At 38.9% G+C, this 23366-nt stretch carries 30 protein-coding genes; 1 reads left to right on the top strand and 29 read right to left on the bottom strand.

Going from position 1 to position 23366, the window contains the following annotated elements; genetic code table 11:
- Positions 1 to 83: 83 nt before the first annotated feature.
- The 18 genes from rpsH to thrC all read right to left on the bottom strand — a co-directional run bounded on the left by rpsH (position 84) and on the right by thrC (position 10343).
- Positions 84 to 482: a 30S ribosomal protein S8 gene (gene rpsH / locus MKY69_RS00485; RefSeq protein ID WP_003102399.1), complete on the bottom strand. Its 399-nt coding sequence runs from the start codon at positions 480 to 482 to the stop codon at positions 84 to 86.
- Between the two features lie 148 nt (positions 483 to 630).
- Entirely contained in the window at positions 631 to 816 is a 186-nt protein-coding gene (locus MKY69_RS00480; RefSeq protein WP_002987746.1) for a type Z 30S ribosomal protein S14, read from the bottom strand.
- 15 nt (positions 817 to 831) lie between these two features.
- Positions 832 to 1374: a 50S ribosomal protein L5 gene (gene rplE / locus MKY69_RS00475; protein WP_003104667.1), complete on the bottom strand. Its 543-nt coding sequence runs from the start codon at positions 1372 to 1374 to the stop codon at positions 832 to 834.
- A 23-nt stretch (positions 1375 to 1397) separates the two neighbouring features.
- Positions 1398 to 1703 (bottom strand): 50S ribosomal protein L24, encoded by a 306-nt coding sequence (gene rplX, locus MKY69_RS00470; protein WP_003105953.1) that lies wholly within the window; start codon positions 1701 to 1703, stop codon positions 1398 to 1400.
- 82 nt (positions 1704 to 1785) lie between these two features.
- Positions 1786 to 2154 (bottom strand): 50S ribosomal protein L14, encoded by a 369-nt coding sequence (gene rplN / locus MKY69_RS00465; protein ID WP_003103122.1) that lies wholly within the window; start codon positions 2152 to 2154, stop codon positions 1786 to 1788.
- A 24-nt stretch (positions 2155 to 2178) separates the two neighbouring features.
- Complete coding sequence (rpsQ, locus tag MKY69_RS00460) at positions 2179 to 2439, bottom strand: 30S ribosomal protein S17 (RefSeq protein WP_003102341.1); 261 nt, start codon at positions 2437 to 2439, stop codon at positions 2179 to 2181.
- 27 nt (positions 2440 to 2466) lie between these two features.
- Positions 2467 to 2673, bottom strand: a complete 207-nt coding sequence (gene rpmC, locus MKY69_RS00455) for a 50S ribosomal protein L29 (RefSeq protein ID WP_003103481.1) — start codon at positions 2671 to 2673, stop codon at positions 2467 to 2469.
- A 9-nt stretch (positions 2674 to 2682) separates the two neighbouring features.
- A complete protein-coding gene (rplP, locus tag MKY69_RS00450; protein WP_003104843.1) occupies positions 2683 to 3096 on the bottom strand; it encodes a 50S ribosomal protein L16 in 414 nt (137 codons plus the stop codon).
- A 3-nt stretch (positions 3097 to 3099) separates the two neighbouring features.
- The gene (rpsC, locus tag MKY69_RS00445) at positions 3100 to 3753 is read right to left on the bottom strand and encodes a 30S ribosomal protein S3 (RefSeq protein WP_003105606.1); all 654 of its coding nucleotides are present in this window, start codon (positions 3751 to 3753) and stop codon (positions 3100 to 3102) included.
- Between the two features lie 12 nt (positions 3754 to 3765).
- Entirely contained in the window at positions 3766 to 4110 is a 345-nt protein-coding gene (gene rplV / locus MKY69_RS00440; RefSeq protein ID WP_003102985.1) for a 50S ribosomal protein L22, read from the bottom strand.
- A gap of 15 nt (positions 4111 to 4125) precedes the next feature.
- Positions 4126 to 4404, bottom strand: coding sequence for a 30S ribosomal protein S19 (rpsS, locus tag MKY69_RS00435; protein WP_003103906.1), 279 nt, complete (start codon positions 4402 to 4404; stop codon positions 4126 to 4128).
- A 91-nt stretch (positions 4405 to 4495) separates the two neighbouring features.
- Positions 4496 to 5329 carry a 50S ribosomal protein L2 gene (rplB, locus tag MKY69_RS00430; RefSeq protein ID WP_311981546.1) on the bottom strand — a complete coding sequence of 278 codons (834 nt, stop codon included), beginning with the start codon at positions 5327 to 5329 and terminating at the stop codon, positions 4496 to 4498.
- A gap of 17 nt (positions 5330 to 5346) precedes the next feature.
- Complete coding sequence (locus MKY69_RS00425) at positions 5347 to 5643, bottom strand: 50S ribosomal protein L23 (protein WP_003103896.1); 297 nt, start codon at positions 5641 to 5643, stop codon at positions 5347 to 5349.
- Positions 5643 to 6266, bottom strand: a complete 624-nt coding sequence (gene rplD / locus MKY69_RS00420; RefSeq protein WP_003105574.1) for a 50S ribosomal protein L4 — start codon at positions 6264 to 6266, stop codon at positions 5643 to 5645. Before rplD ends, MKY69_RS00425 begins: the two co-directional genes overlap by 1 nt.
- A 23-nt stretch (positions 6267 to 6289) precedes the next feature.
- On the bottom strand, positions 6290 to 6916 hold the full coding sequence (gene rplC / locus MKY69_RS00415) for a 50S ribosomal protein L3 (RefSeq protein WP_003104411.1): 627 nt from the start codon (positions 6914 to 6916) through the stop codon (positions 6290 to 6292).
- Positions 6917 to 7024: 108 nt separating this feature from the next.
- Positions 7025 to 7333, bottom strand: a complete 309-nt coding sequence (gene rpsJ / locus MKY69_RS00410) for a 30S ribosomal protein S10 (protein WP_003046044.1) — start codon at positions 7331 to 7333, stop codon at positions 7025 to 7027.
- A 205-nt stretch (positions 7334 to 7538) separates the two neighbouring features.
- Entirely contained in the window at positions 7539 to 8822 is a 1284-nt protein-coding gene (locus MKY69_RS00405; RefSeq protein WP_257876056.1) for an MATE family efflux transporter, read from the bottom strand.
- 36 nt (positions 8823 to 8858) lie between these two features.
- Complete coding sequence (thrC, locus tag MKY69_RS00400; protein ID WP_340790769.1) at positions 8859 to 10343, bottom strand: threonine synthase; 1485 nt, start codon at positions 10341 to 10343, stop codon at positions 8859 to 8861.
- A gap of 496 nt (positions 10344 to 10839) precedes the next feature.
- Here thrC and MKY69_RS00395 point away from each other — a divergent pair, with 496 nt between their 5' ends.
- Positions 10840 to 12096 (top strand): ISL3 family transposase, encoded by a 1257-nt coding sequence (locus MKY69_RS00395; RefSeq protein WP_017768237.1) that lies wholly within the window; start codon positions 10840 to 10842, stop codon positions 12094 to 12096.
- Positions 12097 to 12171: 75 nt separating this feature from the next.
- Here MKY69_RS00395 and MKY69_RS00390 read toward each other — a convergent pair whose 3' ends face one another.
- From MKY69_RS00390 to purE, 11 genes are all read right to left on the bottom strand, one after another.
- Positions 12172 to 12294, bottom strand: coding sequence for a hypothetical protein (locus MKY69_RS00390; protein ID WP_003103544.1), 123 nt, complete (start codon positions 12292 to 12294; stop codon positions 12172 to 12174).
- A 134-nt stretch (positions 12295 to 12428) separates the two neighbouring features.
- Positions 12429 to 15077 (bottom strand): bifunctional acetaldehyde-CoA/alcohol dehydrogenase, encoded by a 2649-nt coding sequence (gene adhE / locus MKY69_RS00385; RefSeq protein ID WP_003104333.1) that lies wholly within the window; start codon positions 15075 to 15077, stop codon positions 12429 to 12431.
- A 158-nt stretch (positions 15078 to 15235) separates the two neighbouring features.
- Positions 15236 to 17014, bottom strand: coding sequence for an acyltransferase family protein (locus MKY69_RS00380; protein ID WP_003107454.1), 1779 nt, complete (start codon positions 17012 to 17014; stop codon positions 15236 to 15238).
- On the bottom strand, positions 17011 to 17412 hold the full coding sequence (locus tag MKY69_RS00375; protein ID WP_003105881.1) for a membrane protein: 402 nt from the start codon (positions 17410 to 17412) through the stop codon (positions 17011 to 17013). The genes MKY69_RS00380 and MKY69_RS00375 overlap by 4 nt, the downstream gene beginning before the upstream one ends.
- 28 nt (positions 17413 to 17440) lie before the next feature.
- On the bottom strand, positions 17441 to 17869 hold the full coding sequence (locus MKY69_RS00370; protein WP_003107455.1) for a low molecular weight protein-tyrosine-phosphatase: 429 nt from the start codon (positions 17867 to 17869) through the stop codon (positions 17441 to 17443).
- A 223-nt stretch (positions 17870 to 18092) separates the two neighbouring features.
- Complete coding sequence (ruvB, locus tag MKY69_RS00365) at positions 18093 to 19091, bottom strand: Holliday junction branch migration DNA helicase RuvB (RefSeq protein WP_003105437.1); 999 nt, start codon at positions 19089 to 19091, stop codon at positions 18093 to 18095.
- Positions 19092 to 19225: 134 nt separating this feature from the next.
- On the bottom strand, positions 19226 to 19324 hold the full coding sequence (locus MKY69_RS00360; protein WP_199764314.1) for a quorum-sensing system DWW-type pheromone: 99 nt from the start codon (positions 19322 to 19324) through the stop codon (positions 19226 to 19228).
- A gap of 65 nt (positions 19325 to 19389) precedes the next feature.
- Complete coding sequence (locus MKY69_RS00355; RefSeq protein ID WP_003107457.1) at positions 19390 to 20307, bottom strand: helix-turn-helix transcriptional regulator; 918 nt, start codon at positions 20305 to 20307, stop codon at positions 19390 to 19392.
- Between the two features lie 116 nt (positions 20308 to 20423).
- Positions 20424 to 21716, bottom strand: a complete 1293-nt coding sequence (gene purB / locus MKY69_RS00350) for an adenylosuccinate lyase (protein WP_003108970.1) — start codon at positions 21714 to 21716, stop codon at positions 20424 to 20426.
- Positions 21717 to 21725: 9 nt separating this feature from the next.
- On the bottom strand, positions 21726 to 22811 hold the full coding sequence (gene purK / locus MKY69_RS00345) for a 5-(carboxyamino)imidazole ribonucleotide synthase (RefSeq protein ID WP_311981544.1): 1086 nt from the start codon (positions 22809 to 22811) through the stop codon (positions 21726 to 21728).
- Complete coding sequence (gene purE, locus MKY69_RS00340) at positions 22798 to 23286, bottom strand: 5-(carboxyamino)imidazole ribonucleotide mutase (RefSeq protein WP_003107462.1); 489 nt, start codon at positions 23284 to 23286, stop codon at positions 22798 to 22800. The genes purK and purE overlap by 14 nt, the downstream gene beginning before the upstream one ends.
- Positions 23287 to 23366 lie beyond the last annotated feature (80 nt).

Raw genomic sequence — 23366 nt, 5'->3', positions numbered from 1 at the left:
AAAGATAATCTTCCTAGAGTATAAATACTCTTCGCCAGATTTCCTATTTTCACTTTGCCCATGACACTCTTAGTATCTTTAAATTACCAAACGTATGCAATCACTTCTCCACCAACATTTTTTTGGCGAGCTTCTTTATCAGTCAAAAGACCTTCTGAAGTTGAAATGATTGCGATTCCTAGTCCGTTAAGAACTTTAGGAACATCTTCACGTTTTGTGTAAACACGAAGACCTGGTTTTGAGATACGTTTTAAGTTAGTAATAACGCGTTCACCGTTTTGACCATATTTAAGGAAAACACGGATGATTCCTTGTTTGTCATCTTCGATAACTTCAACGTTTTTAACAAAACCTTCACGTACAAGGATGTCAGCAATCCCTTTTTTGATGTTTGATGCAGGTACTTCTAACATTTCGTGTTTTACTTGGTTAGCATTACGAATACGTGTTAAAAAGTCTGCAATTGGGTCAGTCATAACCATTTTTTGATTTCTCCTTTTACTAGTAGTTTGAATAATCACTTGCTAGTTATTGCGCCCGAAGGCGGTGTGGTATGAGAATAACTCATACCGGAAATAATGTTTCCCTTTTCTCAATTATAGCAGAGAAAAGTTTCTTCATTGTGTTTTTTTACCAAGAAGCTTTAACAACACCTGGGATTTGACCTTTGTAAGCCAACTCACGGAAGCAAACACGGCAAAGTTTAAATTTGCGGTAAACTGAATGTGGACGTCCACATTTTTCACAGCGTGTATAGGCTTGCGTAGAGTGTTTCGCAGGACGTTTGTTCTTAGCAATCATAGATTTTTTAGCCAATTTATTTACCCCCTATTATTTTGCAAAAGGCATTCCAAGGCCTTTAAGCAATTCACGTGATTCTTCGTCAGTATTTGCAGTAGTGACGATTACAATATCAAGACCACGTACTTTATCAACATCATCGAAATTGATTTCTGGGAAGATAAGTTGTTCTTTCACACCAAGAGTGTAGTTACCACGTCCATCAAAAGATTTTGTTGGAACACCGTGGAAATCACGTACACGAGGAAGTGAAACGCTAACTAATTTGTCTAAGAATTCGTACATACGTTCGCCGCGAAGTGTAACTTTCGCACCGATCGCAACACCTTCACGAAGACGGAAGCCAGCGATTGATTTCTTAGCTTTAGTAATAAGTGGTTTTTGACCTGAGATAAGTTCTAGCTCAGCAGCAGCTTTTTCTAGGTTTTTTGCGTTTGAAACAGCATCACCAACACCCATGTTAAGAACGATTTTCTCAACTTTAGGCACAGCCATAACTGTAGTGTAATTGAATTTCTCTGACAACGCAGGAATTACTTCGTTAGTATATTTTTCTTTTAAACGATTTGCCATTATGCTTCTCCTTTCCTTCGTGATTAATCTAATACTTCGCCAGATTTTTTGCTGTAACGAACTTTTTTGCCGTCAACAACTTTATAACCTACGCGACCTGCGACACCATTTTTATCAAGTACTTGTACATTTGATACATGGATTGGGGCTTCTTTTTCTACGATAGCACCTTGAGGGTTTTCTGTATTAGGTTTTTGGTGTTTTTTAATCATACCAACACCTTCTACAACAACTTTGTTAGCTTTTGGTAAAGCTTTAAGAACTACTGCTTCAGTTCCTTTATCTTTACCTGCAATAACGCGAACTTTGTCGCCTTTTTTTACAAACATTCTAGTATTTCTCCTATTTTTCTTACGCCCACTATGGGCACCCTAGGTAAACCTAGGGGACTTAGTTTGTTTTTACTTTAAATTAAAGTACTTCTGGTGCAAGTGATACGATCTTCATGTATCCAGCTTCACGTAATTCACGTGCAACTGGGCCGAAGATACGAGTTCCGCGAGGAGTTTTATCGTCACGGATAATAACTGCAGCATTGTCGTCAAATTTGATGTATGAACCGTCAGGACGGCGGGCACCAGTTTTAGTACGAACAATAACAGCTTTCACTACATCACCTTTTTTAACTGCTCCACCAGGAGTAGCTTGTTTAACAGAAGCAACGATTACGTCACCGATGTTAGCGAATTTACGTCCTGAACCACCAAGTACTTTGATAGTCAAGATCTCACGGGCACCGCTATTATCAGCAACTTTCAAGCGAGTTTCTTGTTGAATCATTTCAATTTTCTCCTTTTAGTTTGATTAGATAATAACAGCTTTTTCCACAACTTCTACAAGACGGAAACGTTTTGTAGCTGAAAGTGGACGTGTTTCCATGATACGAACCATATCGCCTTCTCTAGCAATATTGTTTTCATCATGAGCTTTGTATTTTTTAGAATAGTTGATACGCTTACCATAGACTGGGTGGTTACGTTTAGTTTCAACTATAACTGTAATTGTTTTGTCCATTTTATCAGACACTACGCGTCCATAAAGTGTTTTACGTTGATTACGTTCCATAATTTGAATTTCTCCTTTCCCAATCTATTATTTCATTTCAGATTGCACAGTTTTGATACGTGCAATTTGTTTTTTAACTTCGTTCAAACGAGCAGTTTGATCAAGTTGACCTGCTGCAGCTTGGAAACGAAGGTCGAAAAGTTCTTTTTTGAGTTCGTTTTCTTTTTTAGCAAGCTCTTCCTGAGACAAGCCACGAAGCTCAGCGACGAACTTTTTGATTTCTTCAAGTTTCATGTCTTCTCCTTATTCTGCTTCGCGTTTAACGAATTTAACTTTAACTGGTAATTTGTGTCCAGCAAGACGGAATGCTTCACGTGCAACTTCTTCAGATACACCAGCGATTTCAAACATTACTTTACCACGTTTAACAGGTGATACCCAACCTTCAGGAGCACCTTTACCAGAACCCATACGAACCCCGATAGCTTTAGCAGTATAAGATTTGTGAGGGAAGATTTTAATCCAAACTTGACCACCACGTTTCATGTAACGAGTCATAGCGATACGAGCAGCTTCGATTTGGCGGTTTGTGATCCATGAGCTAGTTGTAGCTTGAAGACCGTATTCACCGAATGATACTTCTTTTCCACCTTTTGCTTCACCGCGCATTTTCCCACGGAATTCACGACGGTGTTTAACACGTTTAGGTACTAACATATGTTATTTGCCTCCTTTAGTGTTTTTACGAGTTGGAAGAACTTCACCACGATAAATCCAAACTTTAACACCAAGTTTACCATATGTAGTGTCTGCTTCTTCCCAAGCGTAGTCGATATCAGCACGAAGCGTATGTAGAGGGACAGTCCCTTCTGAATAACCTTCTGCACGAGCGATATCAGCACCGTTCAAACGACCTGAAACTTGAGTTTTAATCCCTTTAGCTCCAGCACGCATTGTACGTTGAATAGCTTGTTTTTGTGCACGACGGAAAGCAACACGTTGCTCAAGTTGACGAGCAATGTTTTCACCAACAAGGTGAGCATCAAGATCTGGTGATTTGATTTCAATAATGTTGATGTGTACTTGTTTCCCAGTTAATTTGTTAAGTTGTCCGCGTAAAGCGTCAACGTTTGCTCCACCTTTACCAATAACCATACCTGGTTTAGCAGTATGTAGTGAAACAATAACTTTATTAATAGCACGTTCAATTTCAATAGTTGAAACTGAAGCTTCTGCTAATTCTTTTTGAATGAATTTACGGATTGCAAGATCTTCATGAAGGTAATCCGCGTATTCTTTTTCAGCATACCATTTCGCGTCCCAGTCACGGATGATTCCGACACGCATACCAATTGGATGTACTTTTTGACCCACGATTTTACCTCCTTATTTTTCTGCAACAACTACTGTTACGTGAGTTGTTCTTTTGTTGATTGGTGAAGCTGAACCTTTCGCACGTGGACGGAAACGTTTCATTGTTGGCCCTTCGTTTGCGAATGTTTCAGATACTACCAAGTTAGCTTTTTCCAAACCAAAGTTATTTTCTGCATTTGCAATAGCTGAGTTAAGAGTTTTCTCAATAACACGAGCTGCTTTGTTTGGAGTGAATTTTAAGATTGCGATTGCGTCAGCAACGTTCTTACCACGGATAAGATCAAGTACTAAACGTGTTTTACGAGGTGAAACACGCACTGTACGAGCCATTGCTTTAGCTGAAGTAATTTCTGCCATTGTGTCCTCCTCCTATTAACGACGTGTTTTCTTGTCGTCTGATGCGTGACCTTTGTAAGTACGAGTTGGTGCAAATTCACCAAGTTTGTGACCTACCATGTCTTCTTGGATGTAAACAGGTACATGTTTACGTCCATCATAAACTGCGATTGTATAACCAATGAAACTTGGGAAAATCGTTGAACGACGTGACCAAGTTTTGATTACTTTTTTCTTTTCGTTACTCGATTGAGCTTCAACTTTTTTCATTAAATGCTCATCGACGAAAGGTCCTTTTTTAAGACTACGTCCCATTATGTAGTTTTCTCCTTTAAATGATGTACCACAACGGCCTGTTGCTAGACAACTACCGAGTTGGCGGATGATAAGTTAACTTATCTGTTTATTATTTAGCGTTACGACGACGGATAATAAGTTTGTCAGATTTAGCTTTCTTATTACGAGTTTTAAGTCCAAGAGCTGGTTTACCCCATGGAGTTGATGGTGATTTACGACCAACTGGAGCTTTACCTTCACCACCACCGTGTGGGTGATCGTTAGGGTTCATTACAGAACCACGAACTGTTGGGCGGATACCTTTCCAACGGTTACGTCCAGCTTTACCAATATTAACAAGTGATTGTTGTTCGTTACCAACTGAACCAATTGTTGCACGGCAAGTTCCAAGAATCATACGAACTTCGCCTGATTGAAGACGAACAAGTATATATTTACCTTCTGAACCTAATACTTGAGCAGATGCACCAGCAGCACGAACAAGCTCTCCACCTTTACCAGGTTTCAACTCGATGTTGTGAACAACTGTACCAACAGGGATGTTAGCAAGTGGAAGTGCATTACCAATTTTGATATCAGCATCAACACCAGAAACGATGCGTTGACCTACTTCAAGACCTTTAGGTGCAATGATGTACGCTTTAACACCATCAGTATAGTGAACCAATGCAATGTTAGCAGTACGGTTTGGATCATATTCAATTGTTTTAACAACTGCTTCAACCGCATCTTTGTTACGTTTGAAGTCAATTACACGGTAATGACGTTTATGTCCACCACCTTGGTGACGTACAGTGATACGACCGTTGTTGTTACGACCAGCTTTGTTTTTAAGAGAAACAAGCAATGATTTCTCAGGTGTGCTTGTTGTAATTTCAGCAAAATCCAAAGAAGTCATGTTACGACGGCCATTTGTCGTTGGTTTATAAACTTTAATACCCACGTTATTTCCTCCTTAGATTATTCAGCTTCTGCTGCGAACAACTCGATTGCTTTTGAATCAGCTGTAAGAGTGACGATAGCTTTTTTAGTTTTTGAAGTGAAGCCTGTGTAACGACCAACGCGTTTAGCTTTGGGTTTAACGTTAACAGTGTTTACGTTTGCAACTTTAACACCTTCAAACGCAGCTTCAATAGCTTGTTTGATTAACAGTTTGTGCGCACGAGTGTCAACTTCAAATGTGTATTTTCCTTCTTCAAGGGCAATCATTGATTTTTCAGTAATGACTGGTTTTTTAATTACGTCGTACAAATTCATTATGCAAGAACCTCCTCAATTGTAGAGATTGCTTCTTTAGTAACAAGAAGTTTATCGCTATTTACAATATCAAGAACACTTGCAGTTGTTGCAGTTGCAACTTTAACGTTTGGAAGGTTACGAGCAGATAATGCTGCAAATTCATTTCCTTCTTCAACGATAACAAGTACTTTTGAATCGATGCTTAGCGCTGAAAGAACTTTTGCAAATTCAGCAGTTTTTGGTGCTGCAAATGAAAGGCTTTCTACAGCTACAAATTTTTCGTCAGCAACTTTAGCTGAGTAAACTGATTTCAAAGCTAGGCGACGAACTTTTTGTGGAAGTTTGTATCCGTATGAACGAGGAGTTGGTCCGAAGACAACACCACCACCACGCCATTGTGGTGAGCGAATAGAACCTTGACGAGCACGTCCAGTTCCTTTTTGACGCCATGGTTTACGTCCGCCACCTGATACTGCTGAACGATTTTTAACCGCATGAGTACCTTGGCGAAGGCTAGCACGTTGGCTGATTACAACATCAAAAACAACTGATTCGTTTGGTTCGATACCGAAGATAGCTTCGTTTAATTCAACTGAACTAACTTCTTTACCAGTTTGGTCAAATAGTTTTACGTTTGCCATTTTAACTGTTTTCTCCTTTCTTATTATTTAGCAGCTTTTACTGCTGATTTGATAGTGATAAGAGATTTCTTAGCACCTGGTACGTTACCTTTGATAAGGATAGCGTTTTTCTCTGGGATAACTTGTACAATTTCAAGATTTTGAATTGTTACACGGTTTCCACCCATACGTCCTGCCAAGTGTTTATTTTTGAAAACACGGTTAGGCGCTACAGGTCCCATTGAACCTGGACGACGGTGGTAACGAGAACCATGGGCCATAGGACCGCGTGATTGACCGTGGCGTTTAATAACACCTTGGAAACCTTTACCTTTTGAAGTACCCGTTACATCAACGATATCTCCAGCTACGAATGTATCAACAGTAATTTCTGAACCAACTTCTAAGCCTTCAATGTTTTTGAATTCACGGATGAAGCGCTTAGGAGCAGTGTTAGCTTTAGCTACATGGCCTTTGGCAGGTTTGTTACTCAAAATTTCGCGTTTGTCGTCAAAACCAACTTGAACTGCTTCATAACCATCTGTTTCGATAGTTTTTACTTGAAGCACAACATTTGCAGCTGCTTCGATGACAGTAACAGGGATAAATTCACCAGTTTCAGTGAAGATTTGAGTCATTCCCACTTTTTTCCCTAAGATTCCTTTTGTCATGAGAAAATATTTCCTTTTCTTATATTATTTCAAAAAGTTTTTAATGAGCGTTTTTTGTGCTCAAAAAAGTTTTTTACGAGCGTTTTTTGTGCTCAGCGAGAAATCGGATTAAAGTTTGATTTCTACGTTGACACCACTTGGTAAGTCCAATTTCATTAGAGCGTCAACAGTCTTTTGTGTAGGATTCACAATGTCAATAAGACGTTTGTGAGTACGCATTTCAAATTGTTCGCGAGAATCTTTATATTTATGAGTCGCACGAATAATTGTGTAAAGACTACGTTCTGTCGGAAGTGGAACTGGCCCCGCTACAGTAGCACCTGTACGCGTTGCAGTTTCAACGATTTTTTCTGCCGCTGTATCAAGTGTACGGTGTTCGTACGCTTTCAAACGGATACGGATTTTTTTATTTGCCATCTTTTCTCCTCTCGTCTATTTACGATAATAGGCTAGCTCCTCGAGAAAACCAACACGTGTTGCGTGGCAATGCAACCGAGCGTGTCGCAACCTCTCGTATCATAGCTATAGCTGTATTTTTACAGCACCATAATATAATAACAAAAAGCTTCTTACCTTGCAAGTCTTTTTTAAAATTTTTTCAAAAAAAGTTATGATTTTCATCTCATAACTTTTTGTATTTTTTATATAAGCTTTTTAATAGAAGAAAACGTGTCATATTATCCAAAACAGTTGCAATCCAGACACCTGATAAACCGAGTCCTATTACACTTCCTAAGATAAATCCTCCTAGTATTCTGATGATCCACATTCCAAGTGTCGTAGCATAAAAGGGAATTTTCGCATTCCCTAATCCTTGCCAGACTGCTGTGTAGATCAATGTGCCTGAAGTAAAGGGTGTTCCAAGTAAAGAAAACAAAAGAACAACTAAACTTGATTTAATCGCGACAACATTTGTGGTAAATTGGCCTGACAACCAATTTCCAGAAATATAGATTAGGATACTAAATATTAACATTAATATAGTAGAAAGCATAAATGCTTCCTTAATATATTTATTTACTTCTATCGGATTTTCTTTACCCAAAAGACCAGCAACACCTATAATCGTTGCTGTAGCTACTGCCATCCCAGGCATATAAGTAAATTGCGAGATTGTCTCACCAATAGCGTTCCCAGCATAAACAGAAGTTCCATAACTCACTATAATAGTCATTATCAGCAAGTCGCCAAGTCTCATCATCAACCGTTCACCAGCACTCGGCATAGCCAGACCTAGAATTTCCAGATTCATACGAAAATTCATATTAGAGATGATAATTCTGACAGGGAGAAAATACAGTAATAGTAAGATCCCAATCAGCCGCGCTAGCACCGTCGACCAGGCGACACCCACAACACCCCAATGAAAAAGAAAAACGGAACTTGCTGACATGAGCCCATTGAGCAAATTGGCAAAGAGACTTACCCACATTGGAATCCGAGTCTGTCCGGTCGCTCTCAAGATGGCTCCCAAGCTCGTCATCATTGCCAAGCTGCTCACCAACCCACCAACAACAGAAAGATAAGATCCCCCAACAGCTACCACCTGCGCCTCCGCCCCAAATAAAGTTAAAAGCCAAGACTTAGCAAGAACTGTCAGAATCCCCAAAGCCAGAGACACCACTAGGGTCAATGTAATGGCGTCCGCCATTAGTTTTTGTGACTGCAGTTGATCCTTTTTACCCAGACTTCGCGCCAGCAAGCTGGAAACTGCCGAACCGAGGGCAATGAAAAGCGCCTGATAAACCGTGATTAGGTTATTAGCCAAGGATACACCCGAAACAGCCACTAAGGACACTTGGGCAACTAAATAATTATCTACAAAGCCCATTAACATCTGCAAAAAATTTTCCGCCATAGCGGGCAGGGCGATATTTAAAATGTTGCGACGATTTTCATTTTGCATAATTCCATCAATAAAGGAGACCAAAGGCCCCCTCATCTATACTCCTAAATACTTTTCTGCAGCATCTTGCATGTCCAGATGGCTAACCATCGTTTCATGACGAACAGAAGCTTGATATAAATCCTGAACAGCTTTTGGAATAGCCACACCAGAAATGTCTTCTAGCAATTCAACTGCTTGGAAATCATCCTCACAACTTTTCCCTTGAATCGCATCAACAACTACTTGTGGGAACTTATAAGGACTAGCTGTCGAAGCAATGATCGTTTGGTGCTGATCACCCGACTCCTGACGGTAACGACGGTAAACTGCCGATGCCACAGCCGTATGCGGATCAATCACATAGTTATCAGACTCAAAAATAGCCTTGATTTCTGCTTTTGTCTCTTCTTCTGTCGCATAACCAGAGGTGAAAAGTTCAAAAATCTGAGTATCCTTAGCCTGCAGTTGATAAGACCCTTCCTCAGTCAGAGACGTCATTAATTGACGAGTTGCCTCAGAGTCATCTCCCAGCAGATGGAAAATTAAACGTTCTAAATTAGAAGACACCAAAATATCCATAGACGGACTACTTGTCACTTTGAAATCACGATTTTTATTGTATATGTGAGTTGTAAAGAAATCTGTTAAAACATTATTCTCATTTGATGCACAAATTAATTTATGAACAGGCAGACCAATTTGCTTAGCATAGTAAGCCGCCAAAATATTCCCAAAATTACCAGTCGGAACCGTAATATTGATTTGGTCACCGGCAGTAATTGAGCCCTCTTTAACTAACTGAGCATAAGCATAGATATAATAAACAACCTGTGGAATCAATCGTCCAATATTCATCGAATTAGCAGAAGATAATTGCATCCCTTGGTCAGCCAATTTTTTTGCCAAGTCAGCATCATTAAACATTCGTTTCACATCCGATTGCGCATCATCAAAATTGCCATCAATAGCAATAACGTGTGTATTGTCCCCAAGTTGCGTCGTCATCTGCAACTCTTGAATCTTGCTGACCCCATACTTAGGATAAAAAACAATGATTTCTGTTCCAGGTACATCGGCAAAGCCAGCCATAGCAGCCTTCCCAGTATCCCCAGAAGTAGCTGTCAAAATAACAATTTTATTATCAACGCCCTGCTTCTTAGCAGCTGTTGTTAATAAATATGGCAAGATTGACAAGGCCATATCTTTAAAGGCAATAGTCGACCCGTGAAAGAGCTCTAAATTATGGTAATCAGACAAAGAAACCAAAGGCGCAATTTTGGCCGTGTCAAACTTTTGATCATAGGCGGACTGAATACAATAGTCCAATTCTTCCTCACTAAAATCATCGAAGAAGGCAGACAAAATAAGTTTGGCAATTTCTTGATATGATGCTGATTGCAGTTGATCAAAATCTAAATTAACCTCTGGCATACTAATTGGCGTAAAGAGACCACCATCTGAAGCTAAGCCAGATAAAATAGCTTGACTTGCACTGACTTTATTCTCCGCATCACGAGTTGATTGATAAACGAGTCCCATATCTTTTCCTACCTTTGAAAGTCTTTTTGATATTGTACCATATTCCGCCGTTGTATTCACGTCAAATTGTATCAATGTCAATTCACGTATAAAATAAGTATATTTAATAATGATATATATCCTTCACTCACCAACATTTTATTTACTACGTATTAAAAAACGTAATAATTATAGGGGAATGCACGAGTTCAGGAGAACTCTTTTTTTAATTCCGCTATAACTGCCATTTGTTGTATTAGACACAAAAAAACCAGCAAATGGGGGAAGCTGGAAAAGTAGTAATTAATTCTTAGGAGAGAGAGAAAGAGGAGTGTATCTGCTTTTTTAATAATTATATCATATTTTTTTAACGATTTCCTTACCAAATAAAAGGCTCTATAATTTCTGTAGTGGGTAAATCCACTGTAGAGATTATGGAGCCTTTTTGAGTATATACAAAAAGTCCCATATGACCTATAATGAAAAGTGCTCAAACTATCATTTTAGAAAGACTCATATGGAACAACTAAATCTTATCACAAATTTTCTCAGAATTAAAGACAAAAATATCACTATCACTGATGAATATGATATGGGAACTCACTTAGAACTCCACGGTCACTTGGACTACACAGCCCCTAAATGCCCAAAATGCAAGGGACAAATGGCTAAGTACGACTACCAGAAAACTTCTAAAATCCCCTACTTAGAAACTGCTGGCTACCCTTTACTTATCCGCCTTAGAAAGCGTCGTTTCAAGTGTAAAGATTGCGGAAAAATGGCGGTCGCTGAAACTCCTCTTGTCAAGAAGAACCACCAAATCTCTGTCGCTGTTAACCAGAAAATCGCACAATTACTCATCGAAAATCAAGCAATGAAACATATTGCACACAGGCTATCAATTTCAACATCGTCAGTTATGAGAAAGCTCAATGAGTTCAAGTTTGAAACGGATTGGAATACCCTACCTGAGGTGATGAGTTGGGACGAGTATGCCTTCAAGAAGGGGAAAATGAGCTTCATCGCTCAAGATTTCGACTCCCTAAATGTCATCGCCATTCTCGACGGAAGAACTCAAGCAACCATCCGAAACCACTTTCTTCGCTATCCTAGAAAGGTTAGAAATCGGGTCAAAGTGATTACCATGGATATGTTTAGTCCCTATTATCAACTTGCTAAACAACTTTTTCCGAATGCAAAAATTGTACTCGATCGCTTTCATATCGTGCAACACCTTAGTCGTGCTATGAACCGTGTCCGTATTCAAATTATGAATCAATTCGACAGAAAATCGCAGGAATACCGAGCCTTGAAACGTTACTGGAAATTGATACAACAAGATAGCCGTAAACTCAGCGATAAACGATTTTATCGTCCTATGTTTCGAATGCATTTGACTAACAAGGAAATCCTAGAAAAACTCCTGTCTTTCTCCGAGGAACTACGACAACACTATGTACTCTATCAGCTTCTCTTATTTCATTTCCAAGAGAAGAACTCAGACCATTTCTTTGACCTCATCGAACAGGAAATAGCCATCGTTAATCCTATTTTCCAGACGGTATTGAAGACATTTTTAAAGGATAAAGACAAGGTTGTAAACGCCATGGAATTGCCTTATTCCAACGCCAAACTGGAAGCTACCAATAATCTCATCAAAGTCATTAAGAGAAATGCCTTTGGTTTCAGGAACTTTGAAAACTTTAAAAAACGGATTTTGATTGCATTGAACATAAAGAAAGAGAGGACGAAGTTCGTCCTCTCTAGGTGTTAGCTTTTCATCTACCCACTACAGTTGACAAAGAGCCAAATAAAAAAAGTACCAGATTGCCTTCTGGTACTTCTTAGCTTATCTAACCCAACGTGAATCTGTACCGGCAATACCGATCCAAACATGTGCAAGTAGGTCATAAAAGCGTTCTGCCATGATTTTCTTACCTCCTAAGAAACTAACTTTTTTTGTCAGGTTCATTATACGCCTCAAAGGCTAATTTGTAAACCCAATTTAGATTATTTATCCTTATTTTTCAGCACTTTTTCACAGAAATACTCTCAAGGAGGAGAACCAAGAGAGCATTTCTTCGCATTACAGTAACATGTCAGGTTTTATTTTAAACGACCTGGGCGTTCCTCGTAACCATAGTAAGCATCAGACATGATTTCTTCCATATCGGCAACCAACGGTAAACGTGGGTTAGCTGGTGAACATTGATCTTCATAAGCAAGTAGAGCAATTTCATGAAGGCTATCTTTCCATTCTTTTTCATCGATACCTTGATCTTTGAAATTCATCTTGATTCCTACTGCAACACCAAGATCATAAACAGCTTTAGCATATGATGCAACTGCTTCTTCTGGAGTTGAAGCTGGAAGACCTAATAATCTAGCAATATCTTGGAATTTTTCATCAGCTTTCCAGTAATTGTATTTAGGCCAAGTGGCTGTTTTAGAAGGACGAGTTCCGTTGTAACGGATCACATATGGTAAAAGAATTGCATTTGTACGTCCGTGAACAGTGTGATGAACCCCACCAATCTTATGAGCCATTGAATGACTCATTCCAAGGAAAGCATTGGCGAAAGCCATACCAGCCATAGTTGAGGCATTATGTAGTTTTTCACGAGATTCAAAGTCCGCATCTTTAACTGAACGTTCTAAGTTTTCAAAAACAATCTTAATAGCTTGTAAAGCTAAACCATCAGTAAAGTCATTGGCCATTTGAGACACATATGCTTCAGTTGCGTGAGTAAGTACGTCCATACCTGTATCAGCAGCAATAAATCCTGGAACTGACATAACTAATGATGGGTCTACAATAGCAATTGTTGGTGTCAATGAGTAGTCAGCAATTGGATATTTACGGTTATTTTTCTTATCTGAAATAACCGCAAATGGTGTTACTTCTGAACCTGTACCTGAAGTTGTTGGAATAGCAATGAATTTTGTTTTCTTGCCAAGTTCAGGGAATTTGAAGGCACGTTTACGGATATCCATGAATTTTTGCACAAGGTCACGGAAATCGACTTCTGGTTGTTCATAGAAGAGCCACATAACTTTGGCAGCATCCATAGGTGAACCACCACCAAGTGCAATAATAGTATCCGGTTTGAAGGCACGCATTAATTCAGTACCTTTATTTACTGTTGAAATATCTGGATCTGGTTCAACATCTGAGAAGATTTGATAAACAACTTTATTACGACGTAAGTCAAGTTGTTCAATAACTCTATTCAAGAAGCCTAACTCAACCATCGCATGGTCAGTAACGATCATGACACGTTCAACGTCACGAGCTTTTTGTAAGTATTGAATAGAGTCGCGTTCGAAGTATGTTTTTGAAGGAACCTTAAACCATTGCATATTATTTCTACGTCTTCCTACTTTTTTGATATTCAAGAGGTTGATAGCACTAACATTATCACCTACAGAGTTACGTCCATATGAACCACATCCAAGTGTTAATGATGGAATGAAGGCATTGTAAACGTCACCAATACCACCAAAAGTTGAAGGTGAATTCCAAATGATACGCATAGCTTTCATTTCAGTACCGAAACGTTTAGCTAAAGCTTCATCTGCTGTATGAATAGCTGCAGAGTGACCAAGTCCATTGAACTCTACCATTTGGCGGGCTTTTTTAAGACCATCTTCTGTAGAATCAGATTTAAGAACTGCAATAACTGGAGAAAGTTTTTCACGAGTAAGTGGTTCTTTAACCCCAACTTCAGCACATTCAGCAGCCAGGATGTTTGTGCCTTCTGGAACTTTGAAGCCAGCTTGTTCAGCAATCCACGTAGCTGGTTTACCAACGATGTCAGCATTTAATTTTGCACCAGCACAGTTTTTGCTGTTTGCTTTTGCACCAAAACAGAATTCTTCAAGAAGAGCTTTTTCTTTTTTGTTTACAAAGTAAGTTCTGTATGATTTAAATTCTTCAACAAATTGATCATAAACTTCTTTATCGATAATAACTGCTTGTTCAGAAGCACAAACCATACCATTATCAAATGATTTAGACATAACAATGTCATGTGCTGCTTGACGGATATTTGCTGTTTTTTCAACATAAGCAGGTACATTACCAGCTCCTACACCAAGGGCAGGTTTACCACATGAATATGCTGCACGAACCATTGCATTACCACCAGTTGCAAGAATAGTTGCAATACCATCGTGATTCATCAAAGCGCCAGTAGCTTCCATAGAAGGTTTTGAAATCCATTGGATACAATTCTCAGGAGCTCCTGCAGCAATCGCAGCGTCACGAACGATTTGTGCTGCGTGTGCTGAAGATTCTTGAGCTGATGGGTGGAAACCAAAGACAATTGGATTACGTGTTTTCAAAGCAATCAAAGATTTAAAGATAGCTGTTGAAGTTGGGTTTGTTGTTGGTGTAACACCACAGATAACACCAACTGGTTCAGCAATCATAGTCAAACCTGTAACATCATCTTCTTCAATAATTCCAACTGTTTTTGTATGACGCATGTTGTTAACAACGTGTTCACAAGCAAATAAGTTTTTAGTCGCTTTATCTTCAAAAACACCACGACCAGTTTCTTCAAAAGCATGCATTGCTAAGATACCGTGAGCATCTAAAGCAGCAACTGAAGCTTTAGCAACAATATAGTCTACTTGCTCTTGATTTAATTTACGGAATTCTTCTAAGGCACCGAGACCTTTTTGGACAAGCTCATCAACGTGTGCTTGTGCATCTGCTAATTTTTGTTCCGGTGTCATTTTTTGTTCAACCATTCTATTCTCCTCTAGAAATCTTGTTTGTTAAAAGTTTCACAATTTATTTACAAAATTATTATATCATAAATCTTCACTTTGTAAATAGTTTCACAAAATTTTTGTGAAGTTTTTTTCAAACTTTTTTATATGTACACAAAAAAAGACCCATTCAGGTCTTATTTTGCTTCTTTTTTGGCTACACGTTCAATTGCATCTTTAATAGTTGTTACATAAAGATCAGCCCCTTTAGTGTCTGCATCACTGTAGTGAACGCCATCAGTACCTTCCCAGATATCTGGTGTGGCAACAGCTACTTTGTACCAATCAGCAATACTAACAAAAGAGTATTTCTTGGCAAGTGTGAGTTCATAATTACGGACTTCAGCAATTTGTGCTAAATTTTGCGAATTATATGGAGTGACAATTACTAAACGGTGACCCTTTGGAAGATCTTTGATAAAACTTTGTAAATCCGTTTTATAATTATCTAAAGAGTTAACCCCAACGGCCAAAACGATTGTTTTGGATAAAGTCTCAGACGATTTACGATTGTCGTAAATTTCAAAAGCTTGGCTAAAGTTTCTGCTTACTGCGGCATCAAGCTGTGCTGATGGCATAATTTTTGAGAAAGCGGCACTTGATCTAAGGGCAACAGAGTCCCCTATAATGCTAACATCACTCAAGGCGTTGGCATCTCCAGCTGCAAGAGTATGCGTCCGGTTCAAGCTATTTTGACTTTGCTGTAAAGCACCAACTGTGAGCTCAGTCTCAAACTTGCCAACTTTTGGCGCAGCTATACTACGACCAACCATTAATAACAGTAAAGCTAGTCCAGCTAAAGCAAACCATTTTGTATATTTCTCTAAATCAAGACTAAGGCCAAAAAGATTAGGCTTTTTACCAACAAGTAAAGGTTCGAGGATGTAATAAGAAAGGGTTGAGAAGAGGACTGAGAAAATCAGTGTTAAAATCACAGCAAACCAGTTAGGCACTAATTGGCTAAAAATGATATAGAACGGCCAATGGAAAAGATACATTCCATAACTGATATCTGCAATATAAGTAATGATAAACGGTTCTTCAATAGTCGGTGTTTGGTCATTTAAGACACGCGCCGCATAAACCATCACGGCAGTAAACAAACTTGCTAAAACAAAGCCAAACAAGTAAGTTATGATATTGTTAAAGTCTAAGGACAAGGTCAGGAGCAACAAGAGGGCAAATGCTCCAGCCATAAAACCAATAACAAATTTCATTGGCCATAATTTAACATTTTTTTGGAAGCGGACAGTTGTATCTCTAATTCCAGAAATGGTCGCAAACATGGCACCAATAAAGAATGGAAAGACATGTGCAATACTTGAGAAATAAATCAATGAGAAATTAGAAACAAAGAATGCTCTAATAAACATTGTTAAGAAACTGATGATAAAGATTGTACTTGATGACACAAACAAAATACCACGGAACTGTCTATCATTATATTTTTGTCGGCCTAAGAACCAGACAAACAAACCCCATAAAATATAAAAATGAACTTCAATTGCTAAACTCCAAGTATGAACAAATAAATGTGGAATAAACTGGCTTTCATAACTACTACCAGTTAGTATTTCATAAAAATTGGTAGTGAATCCTAAGGCTGCTGCAATTTGACTACCAATGCCAGCTACAAAATCTGATTTAACTAGAAATGTAAATGGAATAGTCAATAAAACCATTAAAACTAATGGTGGCACAATCCGATAAAAACGTCTTCTGTAAAAACCAATGATATCAATTGCATTGAACTTAGAATATTCATCGATTAATAAGGCAGTAATTAAATAGCCTGAAAAAGTAAAGAAAATATCAACTCCGATAAAACCACCTGGAAAAGCGTGTTTAAAAAAGTGATAAAGTAAGACTAGTAGTAAACCAGTCACACGTATCAACGAAAACCATTTAATTCTCATTTTTGAAATATCCCCTGTTTGAAGGTCCCTTTGTAAACCTTGTTATTTTTTGCTTTGAGTGTCCCTTTACCATCTGCTTGTCCTTTTTTAAAGTCACCTTTATAAGACCAGCCTGTTCTTGAGGTAAAAGTCCCTTGTCCTTCAAATACACCTTGTTTAAAATCTCCCTCATACTTATCACCATTGGCATAAACTAGAGTTCCTTGACCATTCATGCGGTGGTTGATAACATAACCAGTGTATTTGATATGTCCTTGATCATAAGTTAAGGCAGTTTTACTTTTATGATTAATCATAAAAACTGATAGACCTAAAACCAAGAGGATAATTACTGAAAAAATTTCGATCTGTGCTCGTGTAATATTAAATCTCTTGAAAAATTGCTTTATCTGTTCCATTTATGTCTTCTCGTTTACTATTTCTATTCTATCTACTTATTTGTTCTAGCCAATTTTGACAGCCTTTAGTAACTAAGGAGTAAGTTTCTTCAAAATCACCTGTGTACCACGGATCAGGTACGCCACCTTCTATAAAGAGATGGATTTTATCATCCCATTGACCATTTGACAAGTCTAACAAATCTGCGACATTATCAGAATCCATTCCAATAATATAGTCAAACTGATGTAAATCATCTTTGGTGATTTGTTGCGAGGTTTTATGCTTGCTATAGTCAATATGATATTTTTTTAAAATCTTTTTAGTTCCACTATGAATTGGATTACCATGTTCCCAATTAGATGTTCCTCTGCTTTCAACATGGATAACTGCGTTGTCATCTAATGATTTCATGACGAATTCCGCCATTGTTGAACGACATATATTTCCTAAACATACAAAACATACTTTCTTCATGGTAAACTCCTCTTGTTTATTATATCAGAATATTAGAATTACTTAGCAAAATCCTACCTAATTTTTTACTTTAAACTTATATTATATCACTTCATAATAAGTATTTTTTATTTAAGCAAAGTTTAAGAAATAAAAAGTACAATTCCTTTATCCCGATTTTGACTTTGTCTTAATCGTCATAAATCTCTCAAAAAGTCTCGACTAACGCCGAGACTTTTTTCCTTTATTTTTCAAGGTAAGGATAATTCAAATGACGATATGCTTTTTCTGTCGCAACACGACCAGTCCGTGTTCGCATGATAAAGCCCTTTTGAATCAGATAGGGTTCATACATATCTTCAACTGTGTCTCTTTCCTCAGCAATATTCACTGACAGTGTCCCAAGACCAACAGGTCCACCATTGTACATTTCAATCATCGTACGTAAAATTTTCTGATCGACGTAGTCCAATCCCTCATGGTCAACATCAAGCATATCTAAAGCTTTGTCAGTAATAGTATCTGTAATTACCCCATCACCCATAATTTGGGCATAGTCGCGCACGCGCTTCAATAAACGATTGGCTATACGAGGTGTTCCTCGACTTCGGCGGGCCAATTCATGGGCTGCTTCATGGACAATTTCCATTTCAAAGATATCAGCTGTCCGTTCGACAATTTCTGTGAGATCATCAACTTGGTAATATTCCATGTGTCCAGTGATTCCAAAACGGGCACGCAAAGGATTAGAGAGCATCCCTGCCCTTGTAGTTGCTCCAATTAAGGTAAAAGGAGGTAAATCCAAATGGACACTACGGCTTGTATCACCAGCCCCAATCATAATATCAATATAGAAGTCTTCCATAGCACTGTAGAGGACTTCTTCAACTACCATTGGCATCCGGTGGATTTCATCAATGAAAAGCACATCTCCTGGTTCCAAGTCATTCAAAACAGCTACCAAATCACCAGCCTTTTCAATTGCTGGACCAGACGTTTGCTTGAGGTTGACACCTAGTTCATTAGCAATCACAAAAGCCATGGTTGTTTTACCAAGTCCAGGAGGCCCAAACAAGAGCACGTGGTCTAGTGATTCATCACGCATTTTGGCGGCTTCAATAAAAATAGTCAGCTGGTCTTTCACCTTATCCTGTCCGATATACTCTCTTAAATATTGAGGACGAAGGGTGCGCTCAACTAAAGCTTCATCACCCATTAATTCTTCATCTAAAATTCTAGTCATGCTTATATTATAGCATGATTTTTTTAGTTTTATCAGCTGTAATCACTTGTCCATTTTCTTTTTAAGTTAAAAAAGAGAAGTCACGTAGGACTTTCTCTTTTCTGACTTTATTAGGAAGTGTTTAGGAAGCTTGGTTATCCGATGTACCACCAATCATTGGGATCCACTTTTGCTAGCAAGGGCAAAAGTGCCATGATGGCAAATAAAATACGGTATTTGTGTTTTTTGAACATAAGGTTCTCCTTTCTTTTTTTGATTATTATAAGTCAAAATGATCTATTTGAACATGACATCTATGTCATGTTTTTTCACTTTCTGCCAAATTTTTTTGCCATTCACGAGCTAATTTCCCTTCCAAATTTTTATCACCAATCAATTTGGCAAATAGCTGCGCCTGATGAAAGTAATCCTCTCCTCTTTTTACAGACTTAGTATAAAAAAGAGCATTTTTCCAGGCATGCATGCAGTAAATTGGCAGGCGTTGGAAATCTTGAACCTTGTACATAATGCGATGACTTGCCTTTAAAGCCGGTTGAATGACTTCAAAATGACCTATCCTAATACCAACATCAATACAGGTTAAAAGGACATTATTAAGTAAGAATAAATCACTTAAGGCTAATGTCTTCTCCATTAACAATAACTTGGACAGAAAGCGACGATAAAGGTCCAAGTCAAAAAACTCAGCTTTAAAAGAACTGACAATCGCACAGGTTAAATAGAGATCAATTAAGAAGATATCATTAATTTGATAGCGTTTTTTCTTACTGATTTGTCTGATGTAATCTTGTAAGAGGGGACGGCCAAAATTTGCATCTCCACTTTGATAGACATCAAATTTAGATTGTAAAAAATCAATAATGAGTTTTTCTTCATCTGGCAAATAGTCATAGTACTTTTCAAAAATAGCATCAAACTGCCCTTCTCTAATTGCCATAACTTGATCATTCATATACAACGGTGTCCGGATAATTTGATATTTAAGGGCAAGATAATCATGTGGGATTGAAATTGTTTTTGGGTTAATTAACTTATCAAGTCTAATATCTAGAACTTTAGCAAGATAAACTAATTTTGCAAGAGTAGGCAGAGATTGATTTTGCTCAATTCGTACCAATTGACGCACAGACAATTCTGTCTCATCACCGCAAATAGACTCTCTAGTTAACTTTTTTCCCAGTCGAATAGCTTTGATTTTATCCCCGAGCTCTGGCATTTAAAGACCCCTTAACCTATTTTTTCCCATTATAACATGTTTATAATTTGATAATAATATTATTATAAAAGTTCTATTATTAAAATAAAAAAGACCCGAAGGTCTTTTTTAAAGATTTATAATCCTAAACGGTTAAAGATGTCATCCACACGTTGTGTGTAGTAAATTGGATTGAAGAGTTCATCAATTTCATCTTGATTAAGACGTGATGTGACTTCTTCATCAGCTTCAAGTAATGGTTTAAAATCAACTTGGTTATCCCATGAATAAGCTGTCTTAGGTTGTACTAAGTCGTAAGCTTGTTCACGAGTCATCCCTTTTTCAATCAATTTCAACATCACACGTTGGCTAAAAATTAAACCAAATGTTGATCCCATGTTGCGAACCATATTTTCTGGGAAGACTGTCAAGTTCTTAACAATATTTCCAAAACGGTTAAGCATGTAGTTGATAAGAATAGTTGTATCTGGTGTAATGATACGTTCAGCAGATGAATGTGAGATATCACGTTCATGCCATAATGGTACATTTTCATAAGCAGTAATCATGTGACCACGAACCACACGCGCAAGACCAGTCATGTTTTCAGAACCAATTGGGTTACGTTTATGTGGCATAGCTGAACTACCTTTTTGCCCTTTGGCAAAGAACTCTTCCACTTCACGTTGTTCAGATTTTTGCAAACCACGGATTTCAGTTGCCATACGTTCGATAGATGTTGCGATGCTTGCAAGCACTGCAAAATATTCCGCATGTAAATCACGAGGTAGAACCTGTGTTGAAATTTCTTGGGGGCGGATGCCAAGTTTGTCGCAAACATACTCTTCAACAAATGGGGGGATATTGGCGAAATTGCCTACCGCGCCAGAGATTTTACCAGCCTCTACCCCAGCCGCAGCATGTTCAAAACGTTCTTGGTTACGTTTCATTTCGCTATACCAAGTAGCCAACTTAAGCCCAAAAGTGGTTGGTTCGGCATGGACACCGTGGGTACGGCCCATCATGATGGTCATTTTGTGCTCTTTAGCTTTTTCAGCGACAATGTTAGTGAAATTTTCAAGATCACGACGGATAATGTCGTTAGCTTGCTTGTAGAGGTAGCCATAAGCCGTATCTACAACGTCTGTTGATGTCAGCCCGTAGTGAACCCACTTGCGCTCTTCACCAAGTGTTTCCGAAACAGCACGGGTGAAAGCCACCACGTCATGACGCGTTTCTTTCTCAATCTCAAGAATCCGGTCCACATCAAAATCGGCATTAGCACGAATTTTAGCCACATCCTCCTTAGGAATCTCACCAAGCTCAGCCCACGCTTCATCAGCCAAAATTTCAACCTCTAACCAAGCACGGTACTTATTTTCTTCACTCCAAATTTCCGCCATCTCAGGGCGTGAATATCTTTCTAGCATCTTTTCTCCTTAATTAAAATCAATTCCTTTGCCAAACTCTTCAGCATCCTCCGCAAACAGCGTCACATGTCCCATCTTGCGGTTTTGTTTCGCTTCTAGTTTACCATAAAGATGAAGGTGGGCGCTAGGGTTTTCTTGGACATAGGCTTGCGCTTTGTCCACATGTTGCCCTAAGACATTGAGCATGACTGCTGGAGCGTGCAAGTGGATAGCTGGTAGCTGCTGACCAAGCACACCTAGGATATGTGTGTCGAACTGTGAGAAATCACAGGCTTCAATCGAGTAGTGCCCAGAATTATGCGGACGGGGTGCAATTTCATTGACCAAGATATCATCTGGTGTGGCAAACATTTCCACGCAGAGCGTCCCAGCTAAATCCAGATGCTTAGCAATTTCCAAGGCCATTGCCTTAGCTTTCTCAGCAAGCTCCTCAGAGATGCGGGCTGGCACAATTGTCTTAGACAAAATATTATTTCTGTGGATATTTTCTTGGACTGGGAAGACCGTGAATTCTTTCTGGTTTCCTGAAACGATAACAGACACTTCCAAATCAAAAGCAACAAATTCTTCCAAGACACAGTCACAAGCGTCAGCTAATTCCCTTGCAGCAGCAAGGTCAGCCTCAGACTTAATAACAATTTGACCGTGCCCATCATAGCCACCCGTTGCTGTTTTGAGGACATAGTTTTTCGACAAGTCAATCTCGTCCAAATCAGCAGCCGATTTAACCACTTGATAAGGAGCAACCTGAACCCCAGCCTTGTTAGCCAAAAAGTTTTTCTCAGTGATACGGTTTTGGGAAATGCGAAGCAGGTCAGTCCCTTGCGGCAATTGACCCTCTTTGATAACGGCATCCAAACCATCCGCATCAACATTTTCAAATTCATAAGTGAGGACGTCACAACGATCAGCCAATTCTTTGAGTGCAGCCACATCATCATAAGCTGCCACAATCATGTCACTGACCCGCGAAGCCGGACAATCCGCCGACGGATCCAAGGTCACCACCTTATGACCCATATAAATAGCCGAAATAGCCATCATCTGACCCAACTGGCCACCACCAATAATTCCAATAGTTTTAGATGAGTTCATCAGTCGACTCCTCTGCCATTTTTCCTTGTTTTGCTGTATAATCAGCTAGCGCATCCGCAATCTTACTGTCTTCAATGGACAAGATTCGAAGAGCAAAGAGCGCAGCATTGGTAGCTCCTGCCTCCCCAATAGCCATGGTTGCCACCGGCACGCCGCCTGGCATTTGAACGATTGAATAGAGAGAATCAACTCCAGAAAGGGCACGTGATTTGACAGGCACACCAATAACTGGCAAGCTTGTCTTAGCAGCTACCATCCCTGGCAAGTGAGCCGCCCCACCTGCACCAGCAATGATGATTTTGATACCCCGTCCACGCGCTTCTTGGGCATGCTTGAACATGAGATCTGGTGTGCGGTGAGCAGAAACAACTTTCTTCTCATAGGCCACACCAAATTGGTCCAAGATATCAGCTGTTTTTTTCATGGTCGCCCAATCTGATTTAGAACCCATGATGATTGAAATTTGAGGTGTCATGCTTCTCTCCTTTTTGAATTATTTCTTTTTTGATACTTTGTATTGGTGGGGTCGTAAGCGACTCACTTCGTGATTCCATT

Origin of the sequence: Streptococcus sp. FSL R7-0212, from assembly GCF_038007985.1 — a bacterium.
Classification (GTDB): domain Bacteria; phylum Bacillota; class Bacilli; order Lactobacillales; family Streptococcaceae; genus Streptococcus; species Streptococcus parauberis.
This window is presented reverse-complemented; position numbering and strand designations above follow the sequence as displayed.

Excerpts from the sequence above, each read along its gene's own strand:
- MKY69_RS00425 (WP_003103896.1), bottom strand. The coding sequence starts at position 5,643 with ATGAATTTGTACGACGTAATTAAAAAACCAGTCATTACTGAAAAATCA.
- rpsJ (WP_003046044.1), bottom strand. The coding sequence starts at position 7,333 with ATGGCAAATAAAAAAATCCGTATCCGTTTGAAAGCGTACGAACACCGT.
- ruvB (WP_003105437.1), bottom strand. The coding sequence starts at position 19,091 with ATGACTAGAATTTTAGATGAAGAATTAATGGGTGATGAAGCTTTAGTT.
- rplV (WP_003102985.1), bottom strand. The coding sequence starts at position 4,110 with ATGGCAGAAATTACTTCAGCTAAAGCAATGGCTCGTACAGTGCGTGTT.
- MKY69_RS00405 (WP_257876056.1), bottom strand. The coding sequence starts at position 8,822 with ATGCAAAATGAAAATCGTCGCAACATTTTAAATATCGCCCTGCCCGCT.
- thrC (WP_340790769.1), bottom strand. The coding sequence starts at position 10,343 with ATGGGACTCGTTTATCAATCAACTCGTGATGCGGAGAATAAAGTCAGT.
- MKY69_RS00375 (WP_003105881.1), bottom strand. The coding sequence starts at position 17,412 with ATGGAACAGATAAAGCAATTTTTCAAGAGATTTAATATTACACGAGCA.
- rplN (WP_003103122.1), bottom strand. The coding sequence starts at position 2,154 with ATGATTCAACAAGAAACTCGCTTGAAAGTTGCTGATAATAGCGGTGCC.
- rplP (WP_003104843.1), bottom strand. The coding sequence starts at position 3,096 with ATGTTAGTACCTAAACGTGTTAAACACCGTCGTGAATTCCGTGGGAAA.
- purE (WP_003107462.1), bottom strand. The coding sequence starts at position 23,286 with ATGACACCTCAAATTTCAATCATCATGGGTTCTAAATCAGATTGGGCG.
- rplD (WP_003105574.1), bottom strand. The coding sequence starts at position 6,266 with ATGGCAAACGTAAAACTATTTGACCAAACTGGTAAAGAAGTTAGTTCA.
- rplX (WP_003105953.1), bottom strand. The coding sequence starts at position 1,703 with ATGTTTGTAAAAAAAGGCGACAAAGTTCGCGTTATTGCAGGTAAAGAT.
- purK (WP_311981544.1), bottom strand. The coding sequence starts at position 22,811 with ATGAACTCATCTAAAACTATTGGAATTATTGGTGGTGGCCAGTTGGGT.
- MKY69_RS00380 (WP_003107454.1), bottom strand. The coding sequence starts at position 17,014 with ATGAGAATTAAATGGTTTTCGTTGATACGTGTGACTGGTTTACTACTA.
- rpmC (WP_003103481.1), bottom strand. The coding sequence starts at position 2,673 with ATGAAACTTGAAGAAATCAAAAAGTTCGTCGCTGAGCTTCGTGGCTTG.
- rpsH (WP_003102399.1), bottom strand. The coding sequence starts at position 482 with ATGGTTATGACTGACCCAATTGCAGACTTTTTAACACGTATTCGTAAT.
- MKY69_RS00390 (WP_003103544.1), bottom strand. The coding sequence starts at position 12,294 with ATGAACCTGACAAAAAAAGTTAGTTTCTTAGGAGGTAAGAAAATCATG.
- MKY69_RS00355 (WP_003107457.1), bottom strand. The coding sequence starts at position 20,307 with ATGCCAGAGCTCGGGGATAAAATCAAAGCTATTCGACTGGGAAAAAAG.
- purB (WP_003108970.1), bottom strand. The coding sequence starts at position 21,716 with ATGCTAGAAAGATATTCACGCCCTGAGATGGCGGAAATTTGGAGTGAA.
- MKY69_RS00370 (WP_003107455.1), bottom strand. The coding sequence starts at position 17,869 with ATGAAGAAAGTATGTTTTGTATGTTTAGGAAATATATGTCGTTCAACA.
- MKY69_RS00395 (WP_017768237.1), top strand. The coding sequence starts at position 10,840 with ATGGAACAACTAAATCTTATCACAAATTTTCTCAGAATTAAAGACAAA.
- rpsQ (WP_003102341.1), bottom strand. The coding sequence starts at position 2,439 with ATGGAACGTAATCAACGTAAAACACTTTATGGACGCGTAGTGTCTGAT.
- rpsS (WP_003103906.1), bottom strand. The coding sequence starts at position 4,404 with ATGGGACGTAGTCTTAAAAAAGGACCTTTCGTCGATGAGCATTTAATG.
- rplC (WP_003104411.1), bottom strand. The coding sequence starts at position 6,916 with ATGACAAAAGGAATCTTAGGGAAAAAAGTGGGAATGACTCAAATCTTC.
- rplE (WP_003104667.1), bottom strand. The coding sequence starts at position 1,374 with ATGGCAAATCGTTTAAAAGAAAAATATACTAACGAAGTAATTCCTGCG.
- MKY69_RS00360 (WP_199764314.1), bottom strand. The coding sequence starts at position 19,324 with ATGTTCAAAAAACACAAATACCGTATTTTATTTGCCATCATGGCACTT.
- adhE (WP_003104333.1), bottom strand. The coding sequence starts at position 15,077 with ATGGTTGAACAAAAAATGACACCGGAACAAAAATTAGCAGATGCACAA.